The following is a 22395-nucleotide window of genomic DNA, read 5'->3' on the forward strand; positions in this document are numbered from 1 at the left end:
ACGGGGGCGCGGAGACATGCGGCGCGACGGCATAGCCGTGGCGACACACGCACCACCGGGACACCCCGCCCGTGGACGTTTATTTCGTCATGGCAGGTCTCCTGGCTCGCAGGTCATCACCGCTTTCCGGCCTTCCCGATGCGCTGGGGCATCAGTGACACAAAGTGAAAGCGGCTCGCTGCTTACAGTTGCGGGGGCAGCGCCGGCCTTGCCCAGAGGCGCACCGGCTTCCCTTTTCACTTCCGATCCCACGAGGAATCGAAAGAACCATAACCCCTACAGTTGGTATCTTCTGGATATATGAAGTCAATATATTGTTTCCGGGGAAAGCAGAAACAAACTGCTGGATTATTCGCAACGCCGCTTTGGGCATGGCTCTACGGCGCGCGTGTGATCTCCTCCAGAACGGAAAAAATCCGTTCATCGTCGCATTGAGCAACGTTGAAACGCAGGAACCCGCAGGCCGAGCCTGACAGGCTGAAGGCGTTTCCAGGCGCGAGCACCACGTCCCTCTCAAGCGCATGGCGGGCAAGCGTGGCCGCATCCAGCCCGTCGGTCACCGCCGCCATCATTCTGTGCGTGGCAGGCGCAAGATTTTCCGCCGGGCGCTCAGGCGCGCCGGCGGCAGTTGGTCAAGATCTCAGGCGAAACTCGACGTCTTGAGGAATTCGGCAAGGCGTTCGGTCTGCGGCTTCAGGAACATCACCTTCGGATCCCCCTCCTCGCCGATTACCCCCTGGTTCATGAAGATGACGCGGGAGGAAACCTCGAAAGCGAAGCGCATTTCGTGGGTGACCAGAAGCATGCTCATGCCATCGGCAGCCAGATCCTTGATCACCTGAAGCACTTCGCCCACCAGTTCGGGATCAAGCGCAGACGTTACCTCATCAAAGAGCATGAGGCGCGGGTTCATGGCGATGGCGCGGGCAATGGCCACGCGCTGCTGCTGACCGCCGGACAGCTGGCCGGGGTAGTGATCCGCGCGCTGGCCGAGACCGACGCGCTCGAGCCATTTTTCCGCGACGCTGCGCGCCTCGTCGCGCGCCATCTTCTTCACCTTGATCAGGCCGAGCATGACATTGGATGCTGCGGTCATGTGCGGGAACAGGTTGAACTGCTGGAAGGCCATGCCCGTCAGCGCGCGCTGGCGGGCGATTTCCTTCTCGCTCTTGCGAACGCGCACGCCGTTGCGCTCTTCATAGCCGATGGGTTCGCCATCGATGAGGATACGGCCGCCCTGAAAATCCTCCAGCATGTTGATGCAGCGCAGCATGGTTGTCTTGCCGGAGCCCGACGAACCGATGATCGAGATCACCTCGCCCTGCTGCATGGTGCAGTCGACGCCCTTGAGCACCTCCACCGAACCGTAGCGCTTGCGCAGGGCCTGAATTTCAAGAAGGTTCTTCGTCATGTCGGGTACTCTCAGGATGGAACAGACACCTTGCGCTCGACATATTTGCCGAAGCGCTCGATGGCGTAATTGATGGCGAAGTAGAGAAGGCCGGCCAGGAAATAGAACTCCAGGCTCATGAAATTGCGCGAGATGATCTCCTGCGTGCGGAGCAGAAGCTCGGCCACGCCGATGACGGACAGAAGCGTGGACGCCTTGACCATCTCCGCAGCCGTGTTCACCCAGGTGGGCAGCATCTGGCGCAGCGCCTGCGGCCACAGAACCGAAGTGAAGGTCTGGCTGAAGGTGAGGCCGATGGCCTTGGCCGCTTCTGTCTGCCCGGCCGGAATGGCCTGCAGCGCGCCGCGCACGATTTCCCCCACATGCGAGGAGCAGAAGACCGCCAGCGCAAACACACCCGCCTGAAACGCGTTCAGCTCAATGCCGATCGTGGACAGGATGTAGAAGCTGGCGAGCACCAGAACGAGCACGGGCGTGCCGCGAATGAAATCCGTATAGGCGCGGACGACAAACCGCAGCGGCCTGTTTCCATAGGTCAGCGCAAGCCCGACCATAACGCCCAGCACGGAGCCCAGGGCGATGGCCAGAAGCGAGATTGAAACGGTCAGGCCAAGGCCGCGCAGGATCACGAAACGGGCAAGCCAGACCTGATCGAGAAATGCGAGAAACTCGTTCATCGGCTCACCTCGAAATCACAAGACGGCGCTCGACCATGCGCATAAGCGCGGCCAGCACCGTGCAGGTGGCGACATAGAGACAGGAAGCGACGATCCAGGTCTCGACCACACGGAAGGTTTCGACATTGATCTTGCGCGCCTCGAAGGTGAGTTCCGGCACGGCGATGGCTGCGGCCAGAGACGTGTCCTTGAAAAGCGAGATCAGCGTGGAAGAAAGCGACGGCAGCACGTTTCTGAACATCAGCGGTATGACGATGGAGGAGCGGATCTGCATCGGCGTCAGACCGATGGCGAGGCCCGCCTCCTTCAGACCGTTGGGGATGGACAGAAGGCCCGCGCGAAACACCTCCGCCAGATAGGCGCCGGAATAGATGGCGAGCGTTGCCACGAAGCTCTCGATCTTGCCCAGACGGACACCCATCTGCGGCAGCGCGAAATAGGAAAACAGGATCAGAACGAGAATCGGCAGATTGCGGATCACCGTGACGTAAAGCGCTGCCGGACGGCGCGCCCAGCCGCTTTTGGAGATGAGGCCAAAGGCGGTTACCAGGCCGATGACGGTGCCGATCAGGATCGCGCCAATCGCCAGTTCAAGGCTGAGCAGCAGCCCCCAGAGAAGCTGATCGAAGCTGCGCCAGACGGCGGAAAAATTGAGTGTATAGCCCATATCGGGTCCCAGCCATGCAGGAAGGCCGGCGGATGACGCACCCGGTCACCCGCCGCCCTCATGCAGATGCGATGCTTACTTGTATTCGACCGGGAAGCCGATCTGCGGCGGCTGCAGATCCTTGCCGAACCAGGTCTTGAACGAGTCCGCATAGAAGTTGAACTCAACGCCCGTCATCGCCTCATGCAGGGCGGTGTTGACGAAGTTGAGCCAGTCCTGATCACCCCGCGCCACGGCGCAGGAATAGGACTGCGGGTTCCAGCCATAACCGGCATCGCGGTAACGGTCGGGGTTCTGCGTCATGTACCAGGCAAGCGACGACTGGTCGGTGGCGACGGCGTCAGAGCGGCCGGATTCCAGCGCCTGATAGATGAGATCGACGGACTCATACTGGTCGACGCTCGCCTCGGGCAGCGCCGCGTGCACCATGTCTTCCGCGTAGACATTCTGCAGAACGGACACGGTGACGGAGGAACCGGCCTCCTTGAGCGCTTCGTAATCCGCATAATCACCATCGGCCTTCAGCATGAGGCCGACGCCCTCGCGGTAATACGGGATGGTGAAGGCGACCTGCTGGGCGCGCTCACCGGTGACGGTCATGAACTGGCAGGTGACATCGACCTTGCCGGTGGTGATGTTCGGAATGCGCGCATCCGAGGACTGCGTCACATATTCGATCTTGTCGGGATCACCGAACAGCGACTTGGCGATGATGCGGCCCATGTCGACATCGAAGCCCTGAAGCTTGTCGTCGACACTCTTGAAGTGCCAGGGCGCGTTGGTGCTGCCGGTGCCAAGAACGAGGTGACCGCGTTCCAGAACCTCGTCGAGCTTGCTCTTGTCCTGCGCGACCGCCGGTGCGGCCGCGACCATCATTGCGGTGGTGAGCAGAAGCGCATGTGCGCGAAACGGAATAGCCATGCTGAGTTCCCCTTTCCCAAATTTGTCAGTTCCACTATTGTGGACACATATCCATATTAGTGGATTTCCACATCAAGCCGTATAGCCGGCTTGTTGTCAAGGAATGCCGCCAGCGCTTTTTTGAAACTGCACAGGCCCGGGCAATGCGGAAAACCCGCATGCCAGCGGGCGCCGCGCACAGACATGTGGCGGCGTCTGACACCTCGCGAAATGGCGCTGTCTTACGACAGGCGGTCGGTGGCGGTGCGCACCCAGTCGAGGCGCTTTTCCGGGATCAGGCCGTAATTGTAGAAATTCACGCCATCAGCACCGGCGGCGATGGCGGCCTGCGCCCGCTCGGCAAGGTCGTCGCCGTTTTCCATCTCCGGGTAGAAGACGCGCAGCCCGACGCCCAGGAATTTTTCTGGTCCGACGATGCCACGCGCTTTTTCGAATAGCGCACTCACGGCCTGCGGCTCCATGCAGTAGCAGCAGAGGATCACGCCATCGCAGGCCCCTGCCGCTTCTTCCAGTTCGACGCCGCCCAGCCATCCGTCGGCAAGGTCGATCAGGACCACCTTTGTTTCAGGGTGTGCGGCCTCACGGATCTCGGCAATCAGCGACGTGACCGGCTCGCTGCGCCAGGCAAGGTAGGCGCGCAGGTCTTCATGAGCGTTGAACGCATCGAGGCCCGCTTCCGGGAAATCCGGGAACTGCTTTTCCGGAATTTCACGCGCGCACATTTCTGCGATGAAGCGGCCAACCGTCTCGCGCGCGCCCTTTGCATTGACGCCAGCCGCCCCGGCGCGCGCCATGCAATGGTCGCAGAAGCACAGCGACAGGAGGAAATCATCCTCCGCATTGAGGCCGACGCCGTCCTTCTCGTGGTGATATTCGTGCGCGAAGCCCATGAAGTTGGGGCTCTCAAGCTCGATCATGTCCGGCCGGTAGCGGGTGCTCACATCCTGAACGAGCGTCGTGACATAGGCGCGGGCAGCCGGGCTGGACGGGCAGAGATTGTAATAGTTCGGATTGCCGAACGCGTTGCGGGTCACGTGGTCTGGATGCTCCATGCCCAGACGCGTGTTGTGCAGGCAGACGGTCCAGCAGGAGACTTTCATGCCGGTCTGTGCGCGCGCGTCTGTGAGCACCTTCAGCATGTCGCCACGCTCGGCAACATTGCGCGCCTTCAAAGGCTTGATCTCCCGATCCGCCCAGAGCGCTTCATCCGGCTCGAAATAGACCGTTCCATCCTCGGGGAAATAGGCTTTCTGATGCGGGCTGCGCGGCTGGAGAAAGCGACCGGCGTGATAGGACGTGGCAAGGCTGACCGTGTTGAGCCCGGCGCGGTCGCGCAGATCGGCGACAAGCCGCTCCAGCCCCTGATCCTGAACATCCCAGGGGTAAGTCCACATCGACAGATGCATGGCGGGCACTCCTTTGAAATCAAACATTATCGGGCCGCCGGGGGCGGCCGCGGAATTGGCTAGAGAACGCGACCGGGACGCGCGCCCGTCTCGCGGCCATCGTCGATGACCATGCCCCCATTGACGAAGAGATGGCTGACACCGGAGGGCAGTTGCGAAGAATCGTCGAAGGTCGCGCGGTCTGCGATGCTCTCCTCGAAGAGCACGACATCGCCGGCCATGCCGGGGCGCAGAAGCCCGCGATCCGTGAGCGAAAAGCGCTGCGCGGCCATGGACGTCATGCGGCGCACGGCATCTTCCAGCGAGAACCAGTTCTGGTCGCGGACAAGCGGCCCTGCAATGCGCGGGAAGGTGCCGAAGGCACGCGGATGCGGCTTGGAGCCCGGTCGCGGAAGCCCATCGGACCCGGCCATGTAGAGGCGGTTGCAACAGGCGGCGTGCAAATCTTCTTCGGCAAGCTGGAACAGGATGATGCCGGTCTGCCCGTCATCTTCTTCGATGAAGCGCAGCATGAGATCGAACGGATCGACAACCAGTTTCGCTGCCGCGGCCTGCATGTCGAGCCCTTCAAGATGCTTGAGCGCATCAACGCCCACGGCGGAGAGACGAACATTCTCCCAGCCGATGAGCGACACCTTGCTCTGGCCGGGGAATTCCGGGCCACCCTCATTGACCCAGCGGCGCAGGAGCGCCTGCTGGGCGGGATCGGCCAGACGCCGGCGCAGCCCGGCAAGCCCGCCTTCCATGACAGCGGCGGGCAGGAGCTGGAGTATCCATGTGCTGCCGGCGGGATAGGGGTACATGTCGAAGCTGACATCGATGCCGTCCCGGCGCATCGTCTCCAGAAGCGCGATGGCATCGGGAATGCGGCCCCAATTGGGACGGCCGGCAGACTGAAGATGCGAGAGCAGGCCTGCTGCACCTGACGCCCCAAGCACACGCCCGAACTCTTCGGTGGCGTCGATCAGCCCTGCCTCATAGGAACGGATATGCGCGGCGAGCACCCGACCGTGACGCCCGACGACACGCCCGAGCGCAATCAGCTCCGCCTCATCGGCAAAGGCGCTTGGCGGATAGACAAGGCCGAGCGACAGGCCTGCGGCGCCCTGCACAAGCTGGGCTTCCAGAAGGTCGCACATGGCCTGCGTTTCTTCCGGGGTGGCCGGGCGGTCGTCATGCCCCATGACGGCAAGGCGCAGTGCGGCATGCCCTACGAGCGACACGAGATTGAGCGCGATGCCAGCGCCCTCTGCCCCGCACAGTGCGTGACGGTAGCCATCGAGATCGGCGAAGATTTCTTCATGCGCCGTTTCGCCGAGAAGGCCGGAAAAGTGCCGGCGCAGATCCTCGTGGGATCCGGGCGTGGCGGGATAAAGCGAGAAAGAGCAGTTTCCGACAACAATGCTGGTGACGCCCTGAAACGCCTTTTCCGGACGTCCGCGTTCGCGCAGGAAGATCAGGTCGTCATGACAATGCGCATCGATGAAGCCGGGTGCGGCGTAGCGCTCTTCTGCATCCACCACATGCGCGCCGGAAACGGGCAGATCGCGCCCGATGCGGGCGATGCGCCCGCCGGATAAGAGAATATCGCCGCGATACCAGGGCGCACCGGTTCCATCGATGATGCGCGCCCCGCGGATGAGCGTGTCGGTCATTCAGATCCTCTCAGGCTTCAATCGGCTCGGCCACTTGTATCAGGCAATCGCCGGACTGGCTGTCGCAATGAAGGCGATGCGAGATGACGATGCCACCCTCGGCGAAGTGCAGTGCTTCCTCGGGCGCGTCGATGCGTTCAAGATCGTGATACCAGCCGGCGAGATCGCCAGCGGCAACGCGGTCGCCCAGACGGGAGGCGGGCTCGAACCAGCCGCGCCGGGTGGCGTAGATGCCCTGACTGTGGCGCGACAGCGAAAGAAGCTGGAGCGGCGGGACCTTCTCATCAAGCGAGGCGGAGAGCACCGGCGCGGACACGATGCCCAGCGCGACAAGCAGGCGATCGATTGCGCCCGCCGTGAAGGCCATGCTGTCGGGCGTGACCGTGCCGCCGCCACCGAACTCGCCGGAAAGACCGACTGCGCCAGCGCGGCCGGCAGCGCCCATCGAGGTCGGCGCTGCCGGCCCATTGTCGGCGATGAAGGCGTGGGCGGCACCCATCTGGCGCATGAGATCAAGTGTGCGCTCGAAGCGCGCCGGATCCGCCTGCCGCTCGATCAGCGTGCAGGGCAGATGCGCCATGGAGGTTCCACCCGAATGGAGATCGAGCACCACATCGTGGCGCGGGAACAGCTCATGTTCCAGGAAATGGGCGATGCGCTCGGTCGGTGTTCCGGCAGGGTTTCCGGGAAAGGCGCGGTTGAGATTTCCGCCATCAAAGGGGGAGCAGCGGCGGGCCGCCATGACAGCCGGCTGGTTGATGATCGGCAGAACCGTGACCGTTCCGCTGATGTCGAGCGTCTTCAGGCGGCGCATGAGCCGGGCGAGCTGAAGTTCGCCCTCATATTCGTCGCCGTGATTGCCCGCCATCAAAAGGAGGCTCGGTCCCTCGCCATTGCGGACCCGCAGCCAGGGGATGCGGATCTGGTAATAGGGCGACCGGTCCACCGAATAGGGAATTGCCAGGAAGCCAGACTGGACGCCCCCGGCCTCGAAATCAATGGAATGAACAATGCCCGTATGCATGGCAGAACTCCGGTCGCCAGAAGAAGAGCCGGTGCGCGGGGCACCGGCCAGGTGTCAGACTGCGGCAACAGCCGTCATTTCGACGCGCAGGTCCGGATCGGCAAGGCGCGCCTCGACGCAGGCGCGGGCCGGCGGGTTCTCCGGGTCGATCCAGGCATCATAGACGCTGTTCATCGCGTCGAAATCGATGATGGCCGGCAGGAAGACGTTGACGGCCACGAGCTTGGAGCGGTCGGTGCCGGCTTCGGCCAGGAGAGCGTCGATCTTGCGCAGAACATCTGCTGTCTGATCCTCGATGCTCGCCTTGCGGTCATCGGGGACCTGCCCCGCAATGTGGACGAGACCGCCATAGACGACGGCCTGGCTCATTCGGGAACCCTTCTGGTAGCGCATGATCATTTTCCAAAATTCCTTTTGCTTGGGTAGGGGGTGGGGTGGGGTTGGAACAGTTTCAGCCGAAGCTGGTGAGATAGGCCGAGACAACGCGATGATCGCCGTCCAGACCGTAGAGGATCGCGTGCCGGTCAAGGCAGGTGCAGGGGTGCGAGATGCCGAACTCCACCACATCACCGACACGCAGATCGACGCCCTCGCCCAGTGAGACGAAGGCATGCTGATCGTTCAACGCGGTGACGCGAACCGTCTGAGAAAGAGCGGTGCGCACGCCATCGCGATAGAACGCAAGCGGGCGCGGCAGGCCCTGATCGGCCGCCACATCGCGCAGGCCCATGCCGCAAACGGCAAGCCCTGGCTCCGGCCTCGAAAGAACCTCGGCCCAGACGCGAAGCGCGGGGCGGAACCCGGTGGCCGCCGAAACGGCCTTGCCGCCGATCACGAAACCGGACCGGTTGTCGAGGCCGGTCAGACCGCGCTCATAGATGCCGTGATCATGAAAGAAGATCGCGCCGCTGCGCAGGACCAGAACCGCGTTTTGATCTGCGGCGACCACCGCCTTCAGACCGCGAACCACCATGTCGAAATAAACCGAACCGCCGGCGGTGACGATCATCGGACGCTCCGGTCCAAGCCGCTGGCGCAGCGCAGAGAAGAGCGTTGCCGTGCGTTCGACCAGAGCCGAAATGCGCAGTGCCGTCTCAGCCGCATCGGGCGTTGCGGCTGCACCTTCGTAAGCCGCGACGCCAGCGAGCCGGAAAGTGTCGGTCTCGCGTTCGAGAATGGCCTCGGCGAGCTGTAACGCGGCTTCACCGGAGCGGAGCCCGCCACGGGCAGCGCCCAGCTCGACCAGAAGTCCGAGCGGCGGCAGATCAGCGGAAGCAGACCACGCGGAAGCGAGCGCCTCCATCATCTCGCGTGAATCGACGAAGATCGAGAAATCGGCATCGGGATAGGCGGAAAGCAGGCGGGCAAGCCGTCTGGCTGCCGCCGGGCCACCGATCTCGTTGGCGAGGATCAGGCGGCGGAAGCCCGCGCGCAGCATGACGGAAGCCTGACGAATGTCGGCCACCGTGACGCCCCATGCCCCGGCCTCGACGAGACGGGCGGCGATGGCCGGCGACATCGGCGTCTTGGCGTGCGGTGCGATCTCGACGCCCTGCTCGCGCACATAGGTCATCATCAGATCGACATTATTGGCGAACGCCGTTTCATCGAGCGAGATCAATGGCAGGGACATGGCGCCGTCGAAGGGCTTCCACTCCTGAGCGCCGATGGCGCCGAGGCCAAGGGCTGCATGGCCTGCGGGAAAACCGCGAACGCGGTCATCGATGACGGGATCGCTCGCAGTGGTGAGCGTGGCGTCAGACATGGGAAGCATCCTGTGATGTTTGCGAAGGCGATAGGCCAAGGCGGTAAATGCGGTTCGCCGTCGAGAAGAACAGGGCCTCCTGCTCATCATGCGAATGGCTGGCGGCTATGGTTCTGAACGCGCCATAAAGCGCATCGAAATCCGCGTGCAGACCGGCAACGGGAAAATCGCTGGCGAACATGGCGCGCTGCGGCCCGAAACAGGCGATGCAGTGGTCGATCACCATGCGCAGACTGTCGACTGTCCAGTGGTGATCATAGGCCACGGGATCGGAGATCTTGATGGCGATGTTGGGCGCACTGGAAAGCTCCGAAAGCCCGCTGCGCCAGAGCGCCATGCCTTCCTCGCTGCGATCCACCGGGCTGCCGCAATGGTTGAGCACGAATTGCGTGTCGGGATGATCGGCGACAAGGCGCGCCGCCTCCCCCATCTGCCAGGGAAAGAGCATGAGATCGAAACTGAGGCCGAGTTCGGTGGCGCGCGAAAGCCCCTCGCGCCAGCGCGGGTCGCTCATCATGCCTTCGCGGGAGGCGAAGCTCTTTGCCGGGTCGGGATGCCAGCTGACGATATCGCGAATGCCGACCACAGCGGGATTTGCAGCCTCACGCTCAACGAGGCGCTGCGCATCCGCACCGGCAAGCGGCACGCGCGCCACATAGCGCGCGGCAACGCCAAAACGCCTGTCGAGACTGTCGAGCCAGCGCGTTTCCTCCAGCGGAAAATCATCCGACCAGCCGGCCTCGACATGGACGGTGGCGACGATGTTCTGCCGGGCCGCGTCCCACAGATAGTCGCCCACGCCATAGTCGCGACGGATCGGCGCGATGCTGCCGAACACCATCTCCTCATCAGCGGCTTCAGGCGGCGCAAGCCAGGGATGCCTGCCAAGCGACAGGTCCCACAGATGGTGGTGCGGGTCGATGACCGGACCCGCATAGGCAGAACTCATCGTCGCGCCTCACGCCCCGAGATCAGGAGCAGTGCCAGAATGAGCGATCCGAACATGATGGACCGCCAGCCGGGCGACGCGTTGACCACGGTGATCAGCGCCGTGGTGGTGACAAGAAGGATCGCGCCGGGAATGGTGCCCGCATAGGTGCCGCGCCCGCCCAGAATGGAGGTGCCCCCCAGAACCACAGCGGCGATGGACGTCAGAAGATAGGGATCGCCGATGCCCACATAGCCCTGACGGTTCATGCCGAGGATCAGGATGCCGGCAAGACCGGCGAAGAAGCCCGAAAGCGTGAACAGGAGCAGCGTGTTGCGCTTGACGCTGACGCCCGAAAGCTCGGTTGCCAGCGGGTTGGCCCCCAGCGCCAGAAAACGCGCGCCGGCCGGCATGCGGTGAATGATGAGCAGCACCACAATCGACACGGCCACCCACAGGAGAACGCCGGCGGGAATGCCGAAGGGCCGCGCCTGGCCGAGCCAGATGACGGTTGCGTTCGTGACGGAGACGGCGCTGCCGCCGGCGACGATGACCAGCATGCCCTGCAGGAAGGTCGCCATGGCCAGTGTCATGATGATGGGCGGCACTTTGAGATAGGCCGCGCCAACGCCATTGAGAAAGCCGATGCTGGACGCGATGCCCAGCGCAAGCACGATGCCCACGAGGCCGGTGGGATCGATGTCGGGCGAGATGAGCGGCAGGAGAATGGCCGTGACCGTGATGACCGCGCCGACCGAAAGGTCGATGCCGCCCATCAGGATCACGAGCGTCTGGCCGGCGGCGACGATGCCGATGACTGCGGAGAGTTCCAGCAGGTAGCGCAGGTGGCCAAAGGCCCCGAAGCCACGCAGCGTGAGGCTGGCGACGATCCAGACGAGGATCACGAGAATCAGCGTCAGAAGCGGCGGATTGCGGAAGGCCGACTTGAGAGCGTTCATGGCTTTGCCCTCCACTGGCTGGTCAATTGCGGGATCGCGACTGCGCCGACGATGATGAGGCCCTGCGCCACATATTGAGCGACCGGCGGGAAGCCGAGGAAGAACATGACGTTGATCATGACCGAGAGAAGCAGGCTGCCGCAGATGACGCCCCGCATCGTGCCCTTGCCGCCCAGAAAGGCGACGCCGCCAAGCACCGCGCCGGCGATGGAGTTGAGCGTGAAGGGCGTGCCGATGACCGGATCGCCAGAGCCGGTCTGGGCTGCAACGAAAAGGCCGGCAAGGGCTGCAAGAAGACCCGACAGCGCGAAGGCGAACACCTTGACGCGCTCGACGGGAACGCCCGAGCGGAACGCGCCGACGGGATTGTTTCCGGCGGCATAGATGCCAAGGCCGAGCGGCGTTGCGAGATAGAGTTTCCAGCCGATCAAAAGCAGGACCAGAAGGCCAAACGCAACCGGCGTGTGACCGGCAAGCAGGTCGGAGAACCAGTCGGGGATGTAGCCGCCGGGACGCGGCAGGAGAATGAGCGCGATGCCGGTGATGATGAACGATCCGGCCAGCGTGACGATGATGGCGGGCAGGCGCAGATAGGCGACGATGCCGCCCGTTACCGCGCCGATGAAGAGGCCGGCGACCGAGACGGCGATCAGCCCGCCCAGAACACCCAGCGGACCGCCCATGGTGACGGCGGCAATGACCGCGCCGAGGCTGACCATCGGACCGATGGCAAGCGAGATGCCGCCATTCAGCATCATCAGGGCCTGCGCCATGGTGACGAGCGCCAGCGGGAACCAGTTCTGCGTGAACTTGGAGAAACCGCCAACGCTGAGAAGGCCCGGAAATAGAACGGCGTAGACCACGAGAAACGCGGCAACGACCAGATAAAGGCCCGTCAGGCCGCGATTGCGGCGCTTCTGGACGGCGGCATAGAGATTTGCCGGAACGGTGGTGGCACTCATGCCGCAGTTCCTTTCGCTGAGACGCCCATGGCGGCGCCGACGATCGCTTCTTCGGAGATGTCTGCGCGCGGCAGCGTGGCCACAACGCGCCCCTCGCGGAACACGGCGACACGATCACAAAGATGGACGAGTTCAGGCGTGTCGGAACTCAGAAGAATGACCAGCTTGCCCTCGCGCGCGAAGGATTGCAGCATCAGATAGATTTCCCGCTTGGTCTCGATATCGACGCCACGCGTCGGGTCGTTGAGGAGCAGTACCGAAGGATCGAGCGGCAGCCATTTGGCCAGCGCCACCTTCTGCTGATTGCCACCGGAAAGCGCCTGAACCGGACGGGTCACATCGCCCTTGATCGTCAGCCGCTTGGCAAGATCGGCAACCAGATTGCGCTCGGCGGCGCGGTCGCGCAGACCATGTTTCACCAGATTGCCAAGCGAGGGCAGAAGGAGGTTCGACGCAATGGAATGCGGCAGAACGAGCCCCTCATGCTTGCGGTCAGCCGGCACATAGGCGAGGCCGGCCTGATTGGCCGCCTCGACGGTTTTCAGCGGGCGGTGGCTTCCCGAGATTTCCGCCTTCTCTGCGGAAGCGGGAATTGCGCCGTACAGGCCGAGCAGGAAATCCTCCTGTCCCTGCCCCACCAGACCGCCGATGCCAATAATCTCGCCGGCGGATGCCTGGAAATCGACATCAAGGGCCGTGCCTGCGGAAAATTTCTTCAGATGGATGAGTTCGGCGCCGGCAGGATGGTTCTGCCAGGCGGGGAACAGGTCGCCCGCATCGCGGCCCACCATCAGGCGCACGAGACCTTCATCATCGACGCCGGCCAGCGGCTGGTCGGCGGTCACCACGCCATCTTTCAGCACCGTGACATGCGAGCACAGCGCCTGAACCTCGTTGAGGCGATGGGAGATGTAGAGAAGCGCGATGCCTTCATCACGCAGCTTGCGGATGAGGCCTGCCAGAATGCCCGCCTCATGCGCGGACAGGGAGGATGTCGGCTCGTCCAGAATGAGCACACGCGGCTTGCGGAAAAGCGCCTTGGCAATTTCCACCATCTGCCGGCGGCCAAGCGAGAGATCGCCAACGGGCATGTCGAGCGGTTCGGTCAGGCCGACCCGCTCGCAGACCTCCGCGACGGAGGCGGAAAGCGCTTTGTAGTCGATGAGACCAAAGCGCCGTGGCAGAGCGCCAAGGCCGATATTCTCGGCAATGGACAGCTCGGCGGCAAGGCTCAGCTCCTGTTGAACGACGGCAATGCCCGCCTCTCGCGCAGCAGCGGGGCTGAAGCGCGAGACGGGCTTGCCGTCCACGACAATGTCGCCCTTGTCGGGCTGCAAAGCGCCCGAGAGCAGATTGATCAGTGTCGATTTTCCAGCACCGTTCTCACCCAGAAGAGCGTGAACGCGTCCGGGCTCAAGGGCGATGTCCACGCCCTTGAGCACCGGGTTGCCGAAAAACCCCTTGAACACCTGCCTGGCTTCGAGCAGGGGCTTGGTTTTCGTCATCAGGAACCGGCCTTTTCGTCTTCGTGTCTTACTGCGCCAGCAGCTTGTCGAAGAGCGCGCGGTCGTAGTCGGAGTAGATGTATCCGTCGGCCGGGAACTGATCGGCGCGCGCGAGATAGCCGTCGATCGTGTCGTCGCCGATGACCGGCAGCGGCACCTTGATGAAAGCCGGAACGTCCTTGCCCTCAAGCGCCTGAACCGCTGCGTAGACAGACAGGGCGCCCAGCCAGTTCGGCTGCATGGTTGCCCAGCCTTCCAGACCCTTCTCTTTCCAGAGCTCAAGGAACTGACGTGCGTTTTCACCGGTGGTCGGAACCTGCTCGCGGCCCTGACGGTCGAAGGCGAGAACGGAACCGGCCGAAAGCGCGCCGCCGAGCGAAAGAACGCCGTCGATTTCCGGGTTGGCGAACAGAAGGCTGGTCATGGCCTCCTGAGCGGGCGCGACATTGTATTCGGTGTTGGTCTCGGTCAGGATCTCGATGCCGGGATTGGCGTCCAGAACCGGCTGCGCGCCCTTGCGGCGGTCATCGCTGACGGAAATGCCTGCCGGGCCGTTCATGACGATGATCTTGCCTTCACCGCCGAGCTGATCGACCATCCACTGTGCAGCAGCTGCACCCCATTCACCGGAATCGGTGTTGATCTTGGCGGTCACCTTGTCGGTGTTGACCAGGCTGTCGAAGTTGACGACGGCGATGCCCTTGTCACAGGCGTCCGAGATCACGCGGTCGAGCGCGTTGGACGAACCGGCGATGACGACGATGGCGTCGACATTGGCGTCGATCATGGACTGGATGTGCTGGATCTGCGTCTGGGCATTGCCCTGGGCGTCGGTGATCATGAGATCGTCGACCAGACCGGCCTTCTTCAGCTCTTCGACCTCGGCAGCGATGGTGCCTTCGGTCTGCTTCATCCAGGTCGGTACGGAATAGATGTTCGCCCAGCCGATCGTATAGGGCGCTTCGCGGTCTCCCTGGATGCAGTTGGCCGCAGCCGAAGCCGCTCCGCTGCCGGCAACCAGCATGGATGCCGCCGCAACGCCCATGAGCAGGCCGCGACGACGCCTGGAATTTTCAGAACCCGATAAATGCATGTCTTCCTCCCTCAACAAGATGCGGCGCCGCAAAAGGCTTGCCGCCAATCAATGTCCGCTATAATGTACAAATGATCTTTATAGTGAAAGTGCATATTATCCGGTTTTGACGCCCCTGCAAGTGGCGGTCGAAAAATCACGGCGAACACCCCTTCCACTCCGGGTGTGACGCCAAGAGCATTGACAGGCTGCAACGAGTTCAGAAGAAGGACAGAGCCAGAAGCGATGGAGACGAGGCCGTTGGATACCGCCGCACCGACCAGCACTGCCAAGCGCGCACGTGGTCTCGACCGCGCATTCGAGATACTGGATTTTCTGCGTGATCAGAAAATCCCGATGCGCCCCAACGAGATCGCGGTCCAGATCGGCGCGCCGCGCTCTTCGGTCTACGAGCTGGTGAACCTTCTCCTGCGCAACGAGATCCTTGAACTCGCCGGCGGCGACGGGCGGGTTTTCCTCGGACGCAAGCTCTATTTCCTGGGCGCGGCCTATGAAGAGCAGTTCGATTTCACCCGCGAGTGCGAAGCCGCCCTTGAGATGATCGCGCATGAAACGCGCGAGACCTCGCAGTTCTGCATGCTGGACGGCAACAAATACATCGTCGTTCGCATGAAGGAGGGCGCGCGCCCGTTCCGCATTTCATCGGATGTGGGGCAGTCGGTGCCTATCCCGTGGACAGCGTCCGGCCGCCTGCTGGTCGCGCATCTTTCGGATCAGGAAATCATCGACTTCATCCCGCCGCAGGACTTTCAGCTCCCTAATGGCGAATGGCTGGAACCGGCGGTCTTCATTCGCGAAGTGCGCGAAGCATGGCTCAAGGGCGAGTTCACCTTCGACAGCATCGTGGACAGCTTCACCCATTGTTTCGCGGTTCCGGTTCTCGATGCAAACCGCCGCTGCGTGGCGACGCTCTGCCTTGTCGCGCCGCGGGAAGACGGGATTGAGAACAGGGAAGAATATCTGCTCTGCCTCAAGCGCGCCTCGCAGCGCCTGAGCGGACAGACAAGCGTTCCGCCACTCAGCCGATAGACACCCGGAAATGAAAACGGGCGGCTTTGGCCGCCCGTTTCAGTTTCACGATCAGATATCCGCCGGGCGCGGTTGCAGCGGCGGCTGCACGTCTTCCGGGATCGGACAGGTGTAGGGCGTCGCGGCCGTGCGGGCGGCGTGGTCTTCCCTGGCCTTCGCCAGCAGATCGGCGTCGCCGATCAAATCGAGCGCCGTTCCCGCCATCACCTTTGCGGCGTAGACCATACCCTTGTGGGCTGCGGGCATTTTGCCCTGCGCGGTGATCTGCCAGGAGTGCCCCGGTGTGCCGATGGCATGGGTCGCAACACGCGCCTGAACGGTGGGCACCACCCAGCTCACATCGCCCACATCGGTGGAGCCGATCATCGGCACGCCCTCGAGATCGCGCGGCACCACGCAATCGCACAGCGGTGTGTTGTCCTTCACCGGCAGGCCGATGCGAAGATAGTCGTTGTGAATATCCTCGTCCGACAGCGTGTCCTGAATCTTGGCGGCAAAAGCGCGATCCTCATCGTCAAAGGCGACGGGTCCGAGACGGTCCATCTGACGCTGCATGGCTTCTTCGAGCGGCGTGTTGCCAAGCAGATTGGCCACTGCACTCATGATGGAGATGTCGACCTTCGTTTCGGTCATCATCGCCGCGCCGCGCGCCACCTTCTGCACGCGCTCATTGAGAGCGAACATGCCCGGCAGACTGGTGGACCGGATCGCATAACGAACCTTGGCTTTTGCCTGCACCACGTTGGGCGCGATGCCGCCGGCATCAAGCAGTGCGTAGTGGATGCGGCTGTCGGCCGGCACATGCTCACGCAGGTAATTGACGCCGACGCTCATGAGCTCGACGGCATCGAGCGCGCTGCGGCCCAGATGCGGTGCGGCGGCAGCGTGGGACGAACGGCCCGTGAACGCGAAGTCCATGCGCGTGTTGGCCAGCGACATGGCCTCGTCAACACGGGTGAAGGACGCCGGGTGCCAGGTGATGGCCGCATCGACATCTTCAAACGCGCCGGCGCGCGCCATGAAGCTCTTCGCAGCGCCACCCTCTTCCGCCGGGCAGCCATAATAGCGCACGCGGCCCGGACGTCCGGTCTCTTCCAGCCAGTCCTTGATTGCCGTGGCGGCCAGAAGTGCGGCGCTGCCAAGCAGGTTGTGACCACAACCGTGACCATGGCCATTGCCCGGCAGGGGACGCGGCTCGGCGATGCCGGCCTCCTGGCTCAGGCCCGGAAGCGCATCATATTCGCCGAGGATGGCGATGACGGGACCGCCCTCGCCTGCCTCGCCGATGACGGCGGTGGGAATGCCGGCAACGTCCTCAACCACCCGGAACCCCTGCTCGCGCAGCATGGCGGTGTGTTCGGCGCAGGAGCGGTACTCGGTGTAGGCGATTTCCGGCATGCCCCAGACACGATCGCTCAACGCCTCGAAACCGGCCTTCTTTGCATCAACGAGATCCCAGATCTCATCGCTGTTCTTCATTTTTGGCTCTCCTTGTGGGATGAATGATCGTGCGTCGAATGATGGTCGTGGCCGGGATGGGCCACATATGCGTCAGGCGTTGAAGCCACCGGTGCCAGCGCCGAGCTGGTCGCCGGCCGGCAGAGCGCCTTCGAACCAGAGACCGGCAGCGGCAACCGACATGGCGCAGCCATCGTGGGCGACGCCGGGAACCTCGGTCATCTGCCAGTTGAACGGGACGCCCAGCTCTTCAGCCTTCGCCTTGCCCCTGGCAAAGTAATTGCGGGCGCGGTGAAGACGGCCCGGCCCCTGGGCGATGGCCTCGGGCTGGGTCGGCAGGTTGTCGGCGTTGGACTCGCAGTCGTTCAGGCCGGCCATGATGTGCAGCGGCGTGGCGAGCAGCGCCACCAGATCCTGCTGCCCGTAGCCCAGACCGCCAAGACCGGCGGGGAAATTCGTGTCCAGATCGGGGAGAGAATACCAGCCGGCATTGGCCGCGCCGACGGCCTCGAACGGCCCCATGCCGAACAGCGACACCATGCGGTGCAGGAACTGACCACCGGCGGAGTGACCGAAAATCTTCGGCTTCACGCCCTTCATGACGCCGGCCTCTTCAAGGGCCTCGGCGATCAGCGCCGGAGCGCGGTAGATCCAGCTTTCACGCGGGGTCGGCTTTCCCTCGGCATCGAGAACCATGCCGTTGTTGTAGTTTTCCGGCTCGGGAAAATCGCCATTCGGGAAGGTCGGCGCAACGATCAGGAGGTCGTGCCTGTCGGCAGCCGCAATCCAGAAATCGCGATAGTCGTCGCCATTGCGCAGCATGCCGTGCTGGACGAACACGACCGGCTTGCCCGGCTCATATCCGGCAGCCTTGTAGGTGTTCAGAATGACGGTCTTTTCCGGCTGACCAGAGAAGATGAAAGGCAGGGCGTTGGAGCCATTGCCGTCGAGCAGGCTTTGCAGTTCCATGAAGTCCTCAAGAAGGTTCGTGCAGATGACAGGCGACCGTGCGGCCCGGCGCGATCGTCCGGCTGATCGGGCGTTCGCTGCGGCACCGGTCGGTGGCCATGGGGCAGCGGGGATGGAAGGTACAGCCGGATGGCGGGTTGAGCGGCGAAGGCAGCTCGCCCTTGACCGGCTGGAAGGCGCGGCGACGGCGCTTCACCGAGGGGATCTCGGCAAGCAGCGTCTGCGTGTAGGGATGGGCCGGGCTGTCGAACAGCTCCGTTGTCGGCGCGAGTTCGACGATCTCGCCCAGATACATGATCGCAACCCGGTCGGCGATGTGCCAGACGACCGACAGGTCATGGCTGATGAAGAGATAGGTCAGCGCACGCTGCGCCCGCAGCTCCAGAAACAGGTTGATGACCTGCGCCTGAATGGACACGTCGAGCGCGGCAATGGGCTCGTCGCAGACCAGAAATTCGGGATCGACAATCAGGGCGCGGGCAATGCCGATGCGCTGACGCTGACCACCGGAGAACTGATGCGGATAGCGATCCCTATAGGACGGGTCGAGCCCGACTTCATTGAGCGCCGCATCGACACGTTCGCTGATTTCCGCCCGGCTCTTGCATCGATTGTGTACGCGCAGCGGCTCGGAAAGGATCTCGCCGACCGTCTGTCGCGGGTTGAGCGACGCATACGGGTCCTGAAAGACCATCTGCACGGCGAGCGTATAGGCGAGCCGTTCCTGACGGCTCATCTCATCCGTGCGCTTGCCATTGTAGAGGATTTCGCCTTCCGATGGCGGGTTGATGCCCGTCATCATGCGGCCAAGCGTGGACTTGCCGCAGCCGGACTCGCCGACAAGGCCCAGAACCTCGCCACGCCGCACGGTCAGATCGAGCGACTTGACGGCCGTGAGAACCGGAATTTCCGGCGCTTTTCCAACCAGACCGAGAAGCTGCTCGGCCAGTACGGGCTTGCGCGAAAAGCGGCGGGAGAGCCTGCGAACCTCAAGGATCGCGTCCTCGCCCCTGTCCGGAGCGCTCGTGATGTCGGTGCGCGGGCTCATGGCGTCTTCTCCGGATCAAGCGGATGGTGACAGCGCCAGCTGTGATCACCGGCCTGCGCAAGCGGCGGCTCCCCGGTGCGGCACAGATCGCTGGCGCGGAAACAGCGGGGATGGAAGGGACAGCCGAGCGGCCTTGCCGTCAGCGACGGGGCCGCGCCCTCGATCTGGCGCAGCGCCTCGCCGCGCGGCGTGTCGCCGGGAACGGAGTTGAGCAGGCCAAGCGTATAGGGATGGCGGGGCGTATCGAGCACGTCATCGACCTGCCCGATCTCGACAATGCCGCCCGCATACATCACGGCAATGCGGTCAGCCAGTTCCGAAACCACGCCCAGATCATGCGTGATCCAGATGAGCGCCGTCCCGGTTTCCTTCTGCAGCGTCTGCATCTCGGCCAGAATCTGGCCCTGAATGGTGACGTCGAGCGCGGTGGTCGGCTCGTCCGCGATGATCAGTTCGGGCTGGTTGAGCAGCGCCGTGGCGATAGCAACGCGCTGGCGCATGCCGCCGGAAAGCTCGTGCGGAAACTGGTCGACACGCGTTTGTGGCGAGGTGATGCCCACCTTGGTGAGCGTATCGATGCAGCGCTGGCGCGCGGTGGCCGGATCGACGGTTTCGTGCTCGCTGATCGCCTCCATCATCTGCTCGCCGATGGTGAGCACGGGATTGAGCGTGGTCAGCGGATCCTGAAAGATCATGGAGACGGATTTGCCACGCACCCGGCGCAGCTCCTCGTCGCTCAGCTTGCGCAGATCACGTCCCTTGAAGCGGACCTCGCCGGAGACGATCTCGCCGGGCGCATCCACCAGACCGATCAGGGAGAACCCGGCGACGGACTTGCCGGAGCCGGATTCGCCCACAAGCCCGAGAACCTCGCCGGCCCTGAGCTCGAAGGAAAGACTGTCGATGGCGGGATAGGCGCCATCGGCGAAGTGAAACACGGTGCGCAGATTCTCGACCGCGAGCAACGGAGATGAAGACTGATCAGACATCATGAACGCTTTGGATCGAGGGCCGTGCGCAGGCGGTCGCCGGCCAGATTGAGGGAAAAGATCAACACCAGAAGGGCAAGGCCCGGAAAAAAGCTGATCCAGTAATCGCCACTCATCAGGAAGTCGAAGCCATTGGCGACCAGAAGCCCGAGCGAAGGCTCGGTGACCGGCACGCCGACACCCAGGAAGGAGAGCGTCGCTTCAAGCGTGATGGCGGAGGCAACCTGAATGGTCGCCACGACGAGCACGGCGCTCAGGCTGTTGGGCATGATGTGGCGGAACATGATGCGCAGGCGCGAATAGCCGAGATTGTAGGCAGCCTCGACATATTCCTTCTTGCGCTCGACCAGCGCGGCTGACCGCATGATGCGCGCGTAGTTCGCCCATTGCACCACGACGATGGCCAGAATGACCTTGTCGACGCCGCGCCCGATGACCGCCAGCATCACCAGCGCCACCAGAATGGTGGGAAAGCCGAGAATGAAGTCGACCAGCCGCATGAGCAGCGTTTCGACCCGACCGCCGAACACAGCGGCGGCAAGACCCACCGTGACGCCGATGATGAGCGCGATGGCCGTGGCGACAAGACCGACCAGAAGACTGATGCGCAGGCCATAGAAGATGGCCGAGAGCATGTCGCGCCCCTGGGAATCGGTGCCCAGCCAGAAGATCTCGCCATTCATGCCCTCGCTACCGGGCGGCAGGCGGTTGTCCATGACGCTGAACGACGCGAGGTCATAAGGGTTCTGCGGCGCGAAGAAGGGCAGGAGAAGCCCTGTCGCCACCACAATGCCCAGAAGGAGGAGCGCCTTCCTGACGCTCGGCCGGCGCTTGATGCGGCGCAGATTGGCCCCGCGCTGCGGTGTGTCGGCCAGAGGCGGGCGCGTTTGAGAAGACATGTTCTGCATCTCGCTCATGACATGCGCTCCGACAGGCTGACGCGCGGATCGAGCAGCGCGTAGGTGAAGTCGACCAGCAGATTGACGACGACGAAGATGAAGGTGACGAGCATCACGTAGGCAACCACGACCGGGCGGTCGAGCTGGTAGATGCTGGTGATGAGCAGCTTGCCCATGCCCGGCCATGCGAACACGGTTTCCGTGATCGTGGAGAAGGCGATCAGGGAGCCGAACTCAACGCCCAGCACCGTGATGATGGGAATGAGAATGTTGCGCAGGATGTGACGGCGCACGATGCGCTTTTCGCGCACGCCCTTGGCGCGGGCGAATTTCACGTAATCCTGCATGCGCGCTTCGGAAGCGCCGGCGGCCGTCAGCCTTGTGATCAGAGCGATGTTGGGAATGGCCAGGTTGATGACCGGCATGGCCAGATGGCGCAGGCCGTCAACGGTGAGAAAGCTGAACGGAATGCCGAAGACGGAAACCGTTTCGCCACGACCGGAGGCAGGCAGCCACTGAAGCCAGACGGCAAAGAAGAGAATGAGGACCATGCCCTTCCAGAAACTCGGAATCGAGTAGCCGAAGATGGAGCCGGTCATGATCGCGCGGGCGATGCGGTTTTCCTCTTTCAGCCCCACATAGAGACCGAGCGGAATGCCGATGATGCTGGCGACGAGCATGGCGAGAAACACCAGCTCGAAGGTTGCCGGCATGCGGCTCAGAATAAGCTGAAGCGCTGGCTCGGCATGCACGAAGGAGGTGCCCATATCGCCCTGAACGGCGTTGGACAGAAAGGTGAAATATTGCATCCAGACGGGCTGATCGAGGCCCAGCCGGGAAACCATCGCCTCACGCTCAAGCTGCGTGGCTTCCGGATTGACCAGAAGCTCGACGGGATCGCCGACCGCGTAGACGGCAAGGAACACCGCAACCGACACGGCCAGAAGAACAGCGATGCTTTGCAGCATCCTTTGCAGGGTAAACAATAGCACCGGAAGCGCTCCCGCCCGTTAATGACCATCGGCGCGAA

The 22395-nt window shown here is 63.2% G+C and carries 21 protein-coding genes, 1 pseudogene and 1 riboswitch; of the genes and pseudogenes, 1 reads left to right on the forward strand and 21 read right to left on the reverse strand.

Going from position 1 to position 22395, the window contains the following annotated elements; genetic code table 11:
- Positions 1 to 73: 73 nt before the first annotated feature.
- A riboswitch (cobalamin riboswitch) is annotated at positions 74 to 287 on the reverse strand.
- A 90-nt stretch (positions 288 to 377) separates the two neighbouring features.
- From DEJ54_RS01920 to DEJ54_RS01995, 15 genes and pseudogenes are all read right to left on the reverse strand, one after another.
- Positions 378 to 554, reverse strand: a pseudogene (locus DEJ54_RS01920) (PLP-dependent aminotransferase family protein); the annotation flags it as partial.
- 86 nt (positions 555 to 640) lie between these two features.
- Positions 641 to 1411, reverse strand: coding sequence for an amino acid ABC transporter ATP-binding protein (locus DEJ54_RS01930; RefSeq protein ID WP_113153077.1), 771 nt, complete (start codon positions 1409 to 1411; stop codon positions 641 to 643).
- Between the two features lie 11 nt (positions 1412 to 1422).
- Positions 1423 to 2088 (reverse strand): amino acid ABC transporter permease, encoded by a 666-nt coding sequence (locus DEJ54_RS01935; RefSeq protein ID WP_113153078.1) that lies wholly within the window; start codon positions 2086 to 2088, stop codon positions 1423 to 1425.
- A gap of 4 nt (positions 2089 to 2092) precedes the next feature.
- Complete coding sequence (locus tag DEJ54_RS01940) at positions 2093 to 2755, reverse strand: amino acid ABC transporter permease (RefSeq protein ID WP_113153079.1); 663 nt, start codon at positions 2753 to 2755, stop codon at positions 2093 to 2095.
- 75 nt (positions 2756 to 2830) lie between these two features.
- Positions 2831 to 3631, reverse strand: a complete 801-nt coding sequence (locus DEJ54_RS01945; protein WP_371685972.1) for a transporter substrate-binding domain-containing protein — start codon at positions 3629 to 3631, stop codon at positions 2831 to 2833.
- Between the two features lie 266 nt (positions 3632 to 3897).
- Positions 3898 to 5082, reverse strand: coding sequence for a hypothetical protein (locus tag DEJ54_RS01950; RefSeq protein WP_113153081.1), 1185 nt, complete (start codon positions 5080 to 5082; stop codon positions 3898 to 3900).
- A 59-nt stretch (positions 5083 to 5141) separates the two neighbouring features.
- Positions 5142 to 6737, reverse strand: coding sequence for an amidohydrolase family protein (locus tag DEJ54_RS01955; RefSeq protein ID WP_113153082.1), 1596 nt, complete (start codon positions 6735 to 6737; stop codon positions 5142 to 5144).
- A gap of 10 nt (positions 6738 to 6747) precedes the next feature.
- Entirely contained in the window at positions 6748 to 7761 is a 1014-nt protein-coding gene (locus tag DEJ54_RS01960; protein ID WP_113153083.1) for a succinylglutamate desuccinylase/aspartoacylase family protein, read from the reverse strand.
- Between the two features lie 54 nt (positions 7762 to 7815).
- Complete coding sequence (locus DEJ54_RS01965; RefSeq protein ID WP_113153084.1) at positions 7816 to 8160, reverse strand: RidA family protein; 345 nt, start codon at positions 8158 to 8160, stop codon at positions 7816 to 7818.
- A gap of 52 nt (positions 8161 to 8212) precedes the next feature.
- The gene (locus tag DEJ54_RS01970) at positions 8213 to 9526 is read right to left on the reverse strand and encodes an alanine racemase (RefSeq protein ID WP_113156022.1); all 1314 of its coding nucleotides are present in this window, start codon (positions 9524 to 9526) and stop codon (positions 8213 to 8215) included.
- Entirely contained in the window at positions 9519 to 10475 is a 957-nt protein-coding gene (locus DEJ54_RS01975; RefSeq protein ID WP_113153085.1) for an amidohydrolase, read from the reverse strand. The genes DEJ54_RS01970 and DEJ54_RS01975 overlap by 8 nt, the downstream gene beginning before the upstream one ends.
- The gene (locus DEJ54_RS01980) at positions 10472 to 11413 is read right to left on the reverse strand and encodes an ABC transporter permease (RefSeq protein WP_113153086.1); all 942 of its coding nucleotides are present in this window, start codon (positions 11411 to 11413) and stop codon (positions 10472 to 10474) included. Before DEJ54_RS01980 ends, DEJ54_RS01975 begins: the two co-directional genes overlap by 4 nt.
- Positions 11410 to 12375 (reverse strand): ABC transporter permease, encoded by a 966-nt coding sequence (locus tag DEJ54_RS01985; protein ID WP_113153087.1) that lies wholly within the window; start codon positions 12373 to 12375, stop codon positions 11410 to 11412. Before DEJ54_RS01985 ends, DEJ54_RS01980 begins: the two co-directional genes overlap by 4 nt.
- A complete protein-coding gene (locus DEJ54_RS01990) occupies positions 12372 to 13880 on the reverse strand; it encodes a sugar ABC transporter ATP-binding protein (RefSeq protein WP_113153088.1) in 1509 nt (502 codons plus the stop codon). Before DEJ54_RS01990 ends, DEJ54_RS01985 begins: the two co-directional genes overlap by 4 nt.
- A gap of 28 nt (positions 13881 to 13908) precedes the next feature.
- A complete protein-coding gene (locus tag DEJ54_RS01995; RefSeq protein WP_113153089.1) occupies positions 13909 to 14973 on the reverse strand; it encodes an ABC transporter substrate-binding protein in 1065 nt (354 codons plus the stop codon).
- Between the two features lie 240 nt (positions 14974 to 15213).
- On the opposite strand from DEJ54_RS01995, the gene DEJ54_RS02000 reads away from it, so the two are divergent.
- Positions 15214 to 16002 carry an IclR family transcriptional regulator gene (locus DEJ54_RS02000; RefSeq protein ID WP_245447668.1) on the forward strand — a complete coding sequence of 263 codons (789 nt, stop codon included), beginning with the start codon at positions 15214 to 15216 and terminating at the stop codon, positions 16000 to 16002.
- 51 nt (positions 16003 to 16053) lie between these two features.
- Here DEJ54_RS02000 and DEJ54_RS02005 read toward each other — a convergent pair whose 3' ends face one another.
- The 6 genes from DEJ54_RS02005 to DEJ54_RS02030 form a co-directional block, all read right to left on the reverse strand.
- A complete protein-coding gene (locus DEJ54_RS02005) occupies positions 16054 to 17481 on the reverse strand; it encodes a M20 family metallopeptidase (RefSeq protein ID WP_113153091.1) in 1428 nt (475 codons plus the stop codon).
- Positions 17482 to 17553: 72 nt separating this feature from the next.
- The gene (locus DEJ54_RS02010) at positions 17554 to 18429 is read right to left on the reverse strand and encodes an alpha/beta hydrolase (RefSeq protein ID WP_113153092.1); all 876 of its coding nucleotides are present in this window, start codon (positions 18427 to 18429) and stop codon (positions 17554 to 17556) included.
- A 7-nt stretch (positions 18430 to 18436) separates the two neighbouring features.
- A complete protein-coding gene (locus tag DEJ54_RS02015; RefSeq protein ID WP_113153093.1) occupies positions 18437 to 19477 on the reverse strand; it encodes an ABC transporter ATP-binding protein in 1041 nt (346 codons plus the stop codon).
- Positions 19474 to 20469, reverse strand: a complete 996-nt coding sequence (locus DEJ54_RS02020) for an ABC transporter ATP-binding protein (RefSeq protein ID WP_204360845.1) — start codon at positions 20467 to 20469, stop codon at positions 19474 to 19476. The genes DEJ54_RS02015 and DEJ54_RS02020 overlap by 4 nt, the downstream gene beginning before the upstream one ends.
- Entirely contained in the window at positions 20466 to 21374 is a 909-nt protein-coding gene (locus DEJ54_RS02025; RefSeq protein ID WP_222474007.1) for an ABC transporter permease, read from the reverse strand. Before DEJ54_RS02025 ends, DEJ54_RS02020 begins: the two co-directional genes overlap by 4 nt.
- Before the next feature lie 5 nt (positions 21375 to 21379).
- The gene (locus DEJ54_RS02030; protein WP_113153095.1) at positions 21380 to 22357 is read right to left on the reverse strand and encodes an ABC transporter permease; all 978 of its coding nucleotides are present in this window, start codon (positions 22355 to 22357) and stop codon (positions 21380 to 21382) included.
- Positions 22358 to 22395: the final 38 nt, after the last annotated feature.

Source organism: Nitratireductor sp. OM-1, assembly GCF_003296175.1.
GTDB classification, from domain to species: domain Bacteria; phylum Pseudomonadota; class Alphaproteobacteria; order Rhizobiales; family Rhizobiaceae; genus Nitratireductor; species Nitratireductor aquimarinus.

Coding starts and splice junctions, on each gene's coding strand:
- DEJ54_RS01930 (WP_113153077.1), bottom strand. CDS start 1,411: ATGACGAAGAACCTTCTTGAAATTCAGGCCCTGCGCAAGCGCTACGGT.
- DEJ54_RS01935 (WP_113153078.1), bottom strand. CDS start 2,088: ATGAACGAGTTTCTCGCATTTCTCGATCAGGTCTGGCTTGCCCGTTTC.
- DEJ54_RS01940 (WP_113153079.1), bottom strand. CDS start 2,755: ATGGGCTATACACTCAATTTTTCCGCCGTCTGGCGCAGCTTCGATCAG.
- DEJ54_RS01945 (WP_371685972.1), bottom strand. CDS start 3,631: ATGATGGTCGCGGCCGCACCGGCGGTCGCGCAGGACAAGAGCAAGCTC.
- DEJ54_RS01950 (WP_113153081.1), bottom strand. CDS start 5,082: ATGCATCTGTCGATGTGGACTTACCCCTGGGATGTTCAGGATCAGGGG.
- DEJ54_RS01955 (WP_113153082.1), bottom strand. CDS start 6,737: ATGACCGACACGCTCATCCGCGGGGCGCGCATCATCGATGGAACCGGT.
- DEJ54_RS01960 (WP_113153083.1), bottom strand. CDS start 7,761: ATGCATACGGGCATTGTTCATTCCATTGATTTCGAGGCCGGGGGCGTC.
- DEJ54_RS01965 (WP_113153084.1), bottom strand. CDS start 8,160: ATGATCATGCGCTACCAGAAGGGTTCCCGAATGAGCCAGGCCGTCGTC.
- DEJ54_RS01970 (WP_113156022.1), bottom strand. CDS start 9,526: ATGTCTGACGCCACGCTCACCACTGCGAGCGATCCCGTCATCGATGAC.
- DEJ54_RS01975 (WP_113153085.1), bottom strand. CDS start 10,475: ATGAGTTCTGCCTATGCGGGTCCGGTCATCGACCCGCACCACCATCTG.
- DEJ54_RS01980 (WP_113153086.1), bottom strand. CDS start 11,413: ATGAACGCTCTCAAGTCGGCCTTCCGCAATCCGCCGCTTCTGACGCTG.
- DEJ54_RS01985 (WP_113153087.1), bottom strand. CDS start 12,375: ATGAGTGCCACCACCGTTCCGGCAAATCTCTATGCCGCCGTCCAGAAG.
- DEJ54_RS01990 (WP_113153088.1), bottom strand. CDS start 13,880: ATGACGAAAACCAAGCCCCTGCTCGAAGCCAGGCAGGTGTTCAAGGGG.
- DEJ54_RS01995 (WP_113153089.1), bottom strand. CDS start 14,973: ATGCATTTATCGGGTTCTGAAAATTCCAGGCGTCGTCGCGGCCTGCTC.
- DEJ54_RS02005 (WP_113153091.1), bottom strand. CDS start 17,481: ATGAAGAACAGCGATGAGATCTGGGATCTCGTTGATGCAAAGAAGGCC.
- DEJ54_RS02010 (WP_113153092.1), bottom strand. CDS start 18,429: ATGGAACTGCAAAGCCTGCTCGACGGCAATGGCTCCAACGCCCTGCCT.
- DEJ54_RS02015 (WP_113153093.1), bottom strand. CDS start 19,477: ATGAGCCCGCGCACCGACATCACGAGCGCTCCGGACAGGGGCGAGGAC.
- DEJ54_RS02020 (WP_204360845.1), bottom strand. CDS start 20,469: ATGATGTCTGATCAGTCTTCATCTCCGTTGCTCGCGGTCGAGAATCTG.
- DEJ54_RS02025 (WP_222474007.1), bottom strand. CDS start 21,374: ATGCAGAACATGTCTTCTCAAACGCGCCCGCCTCTGGCCGACACACCG.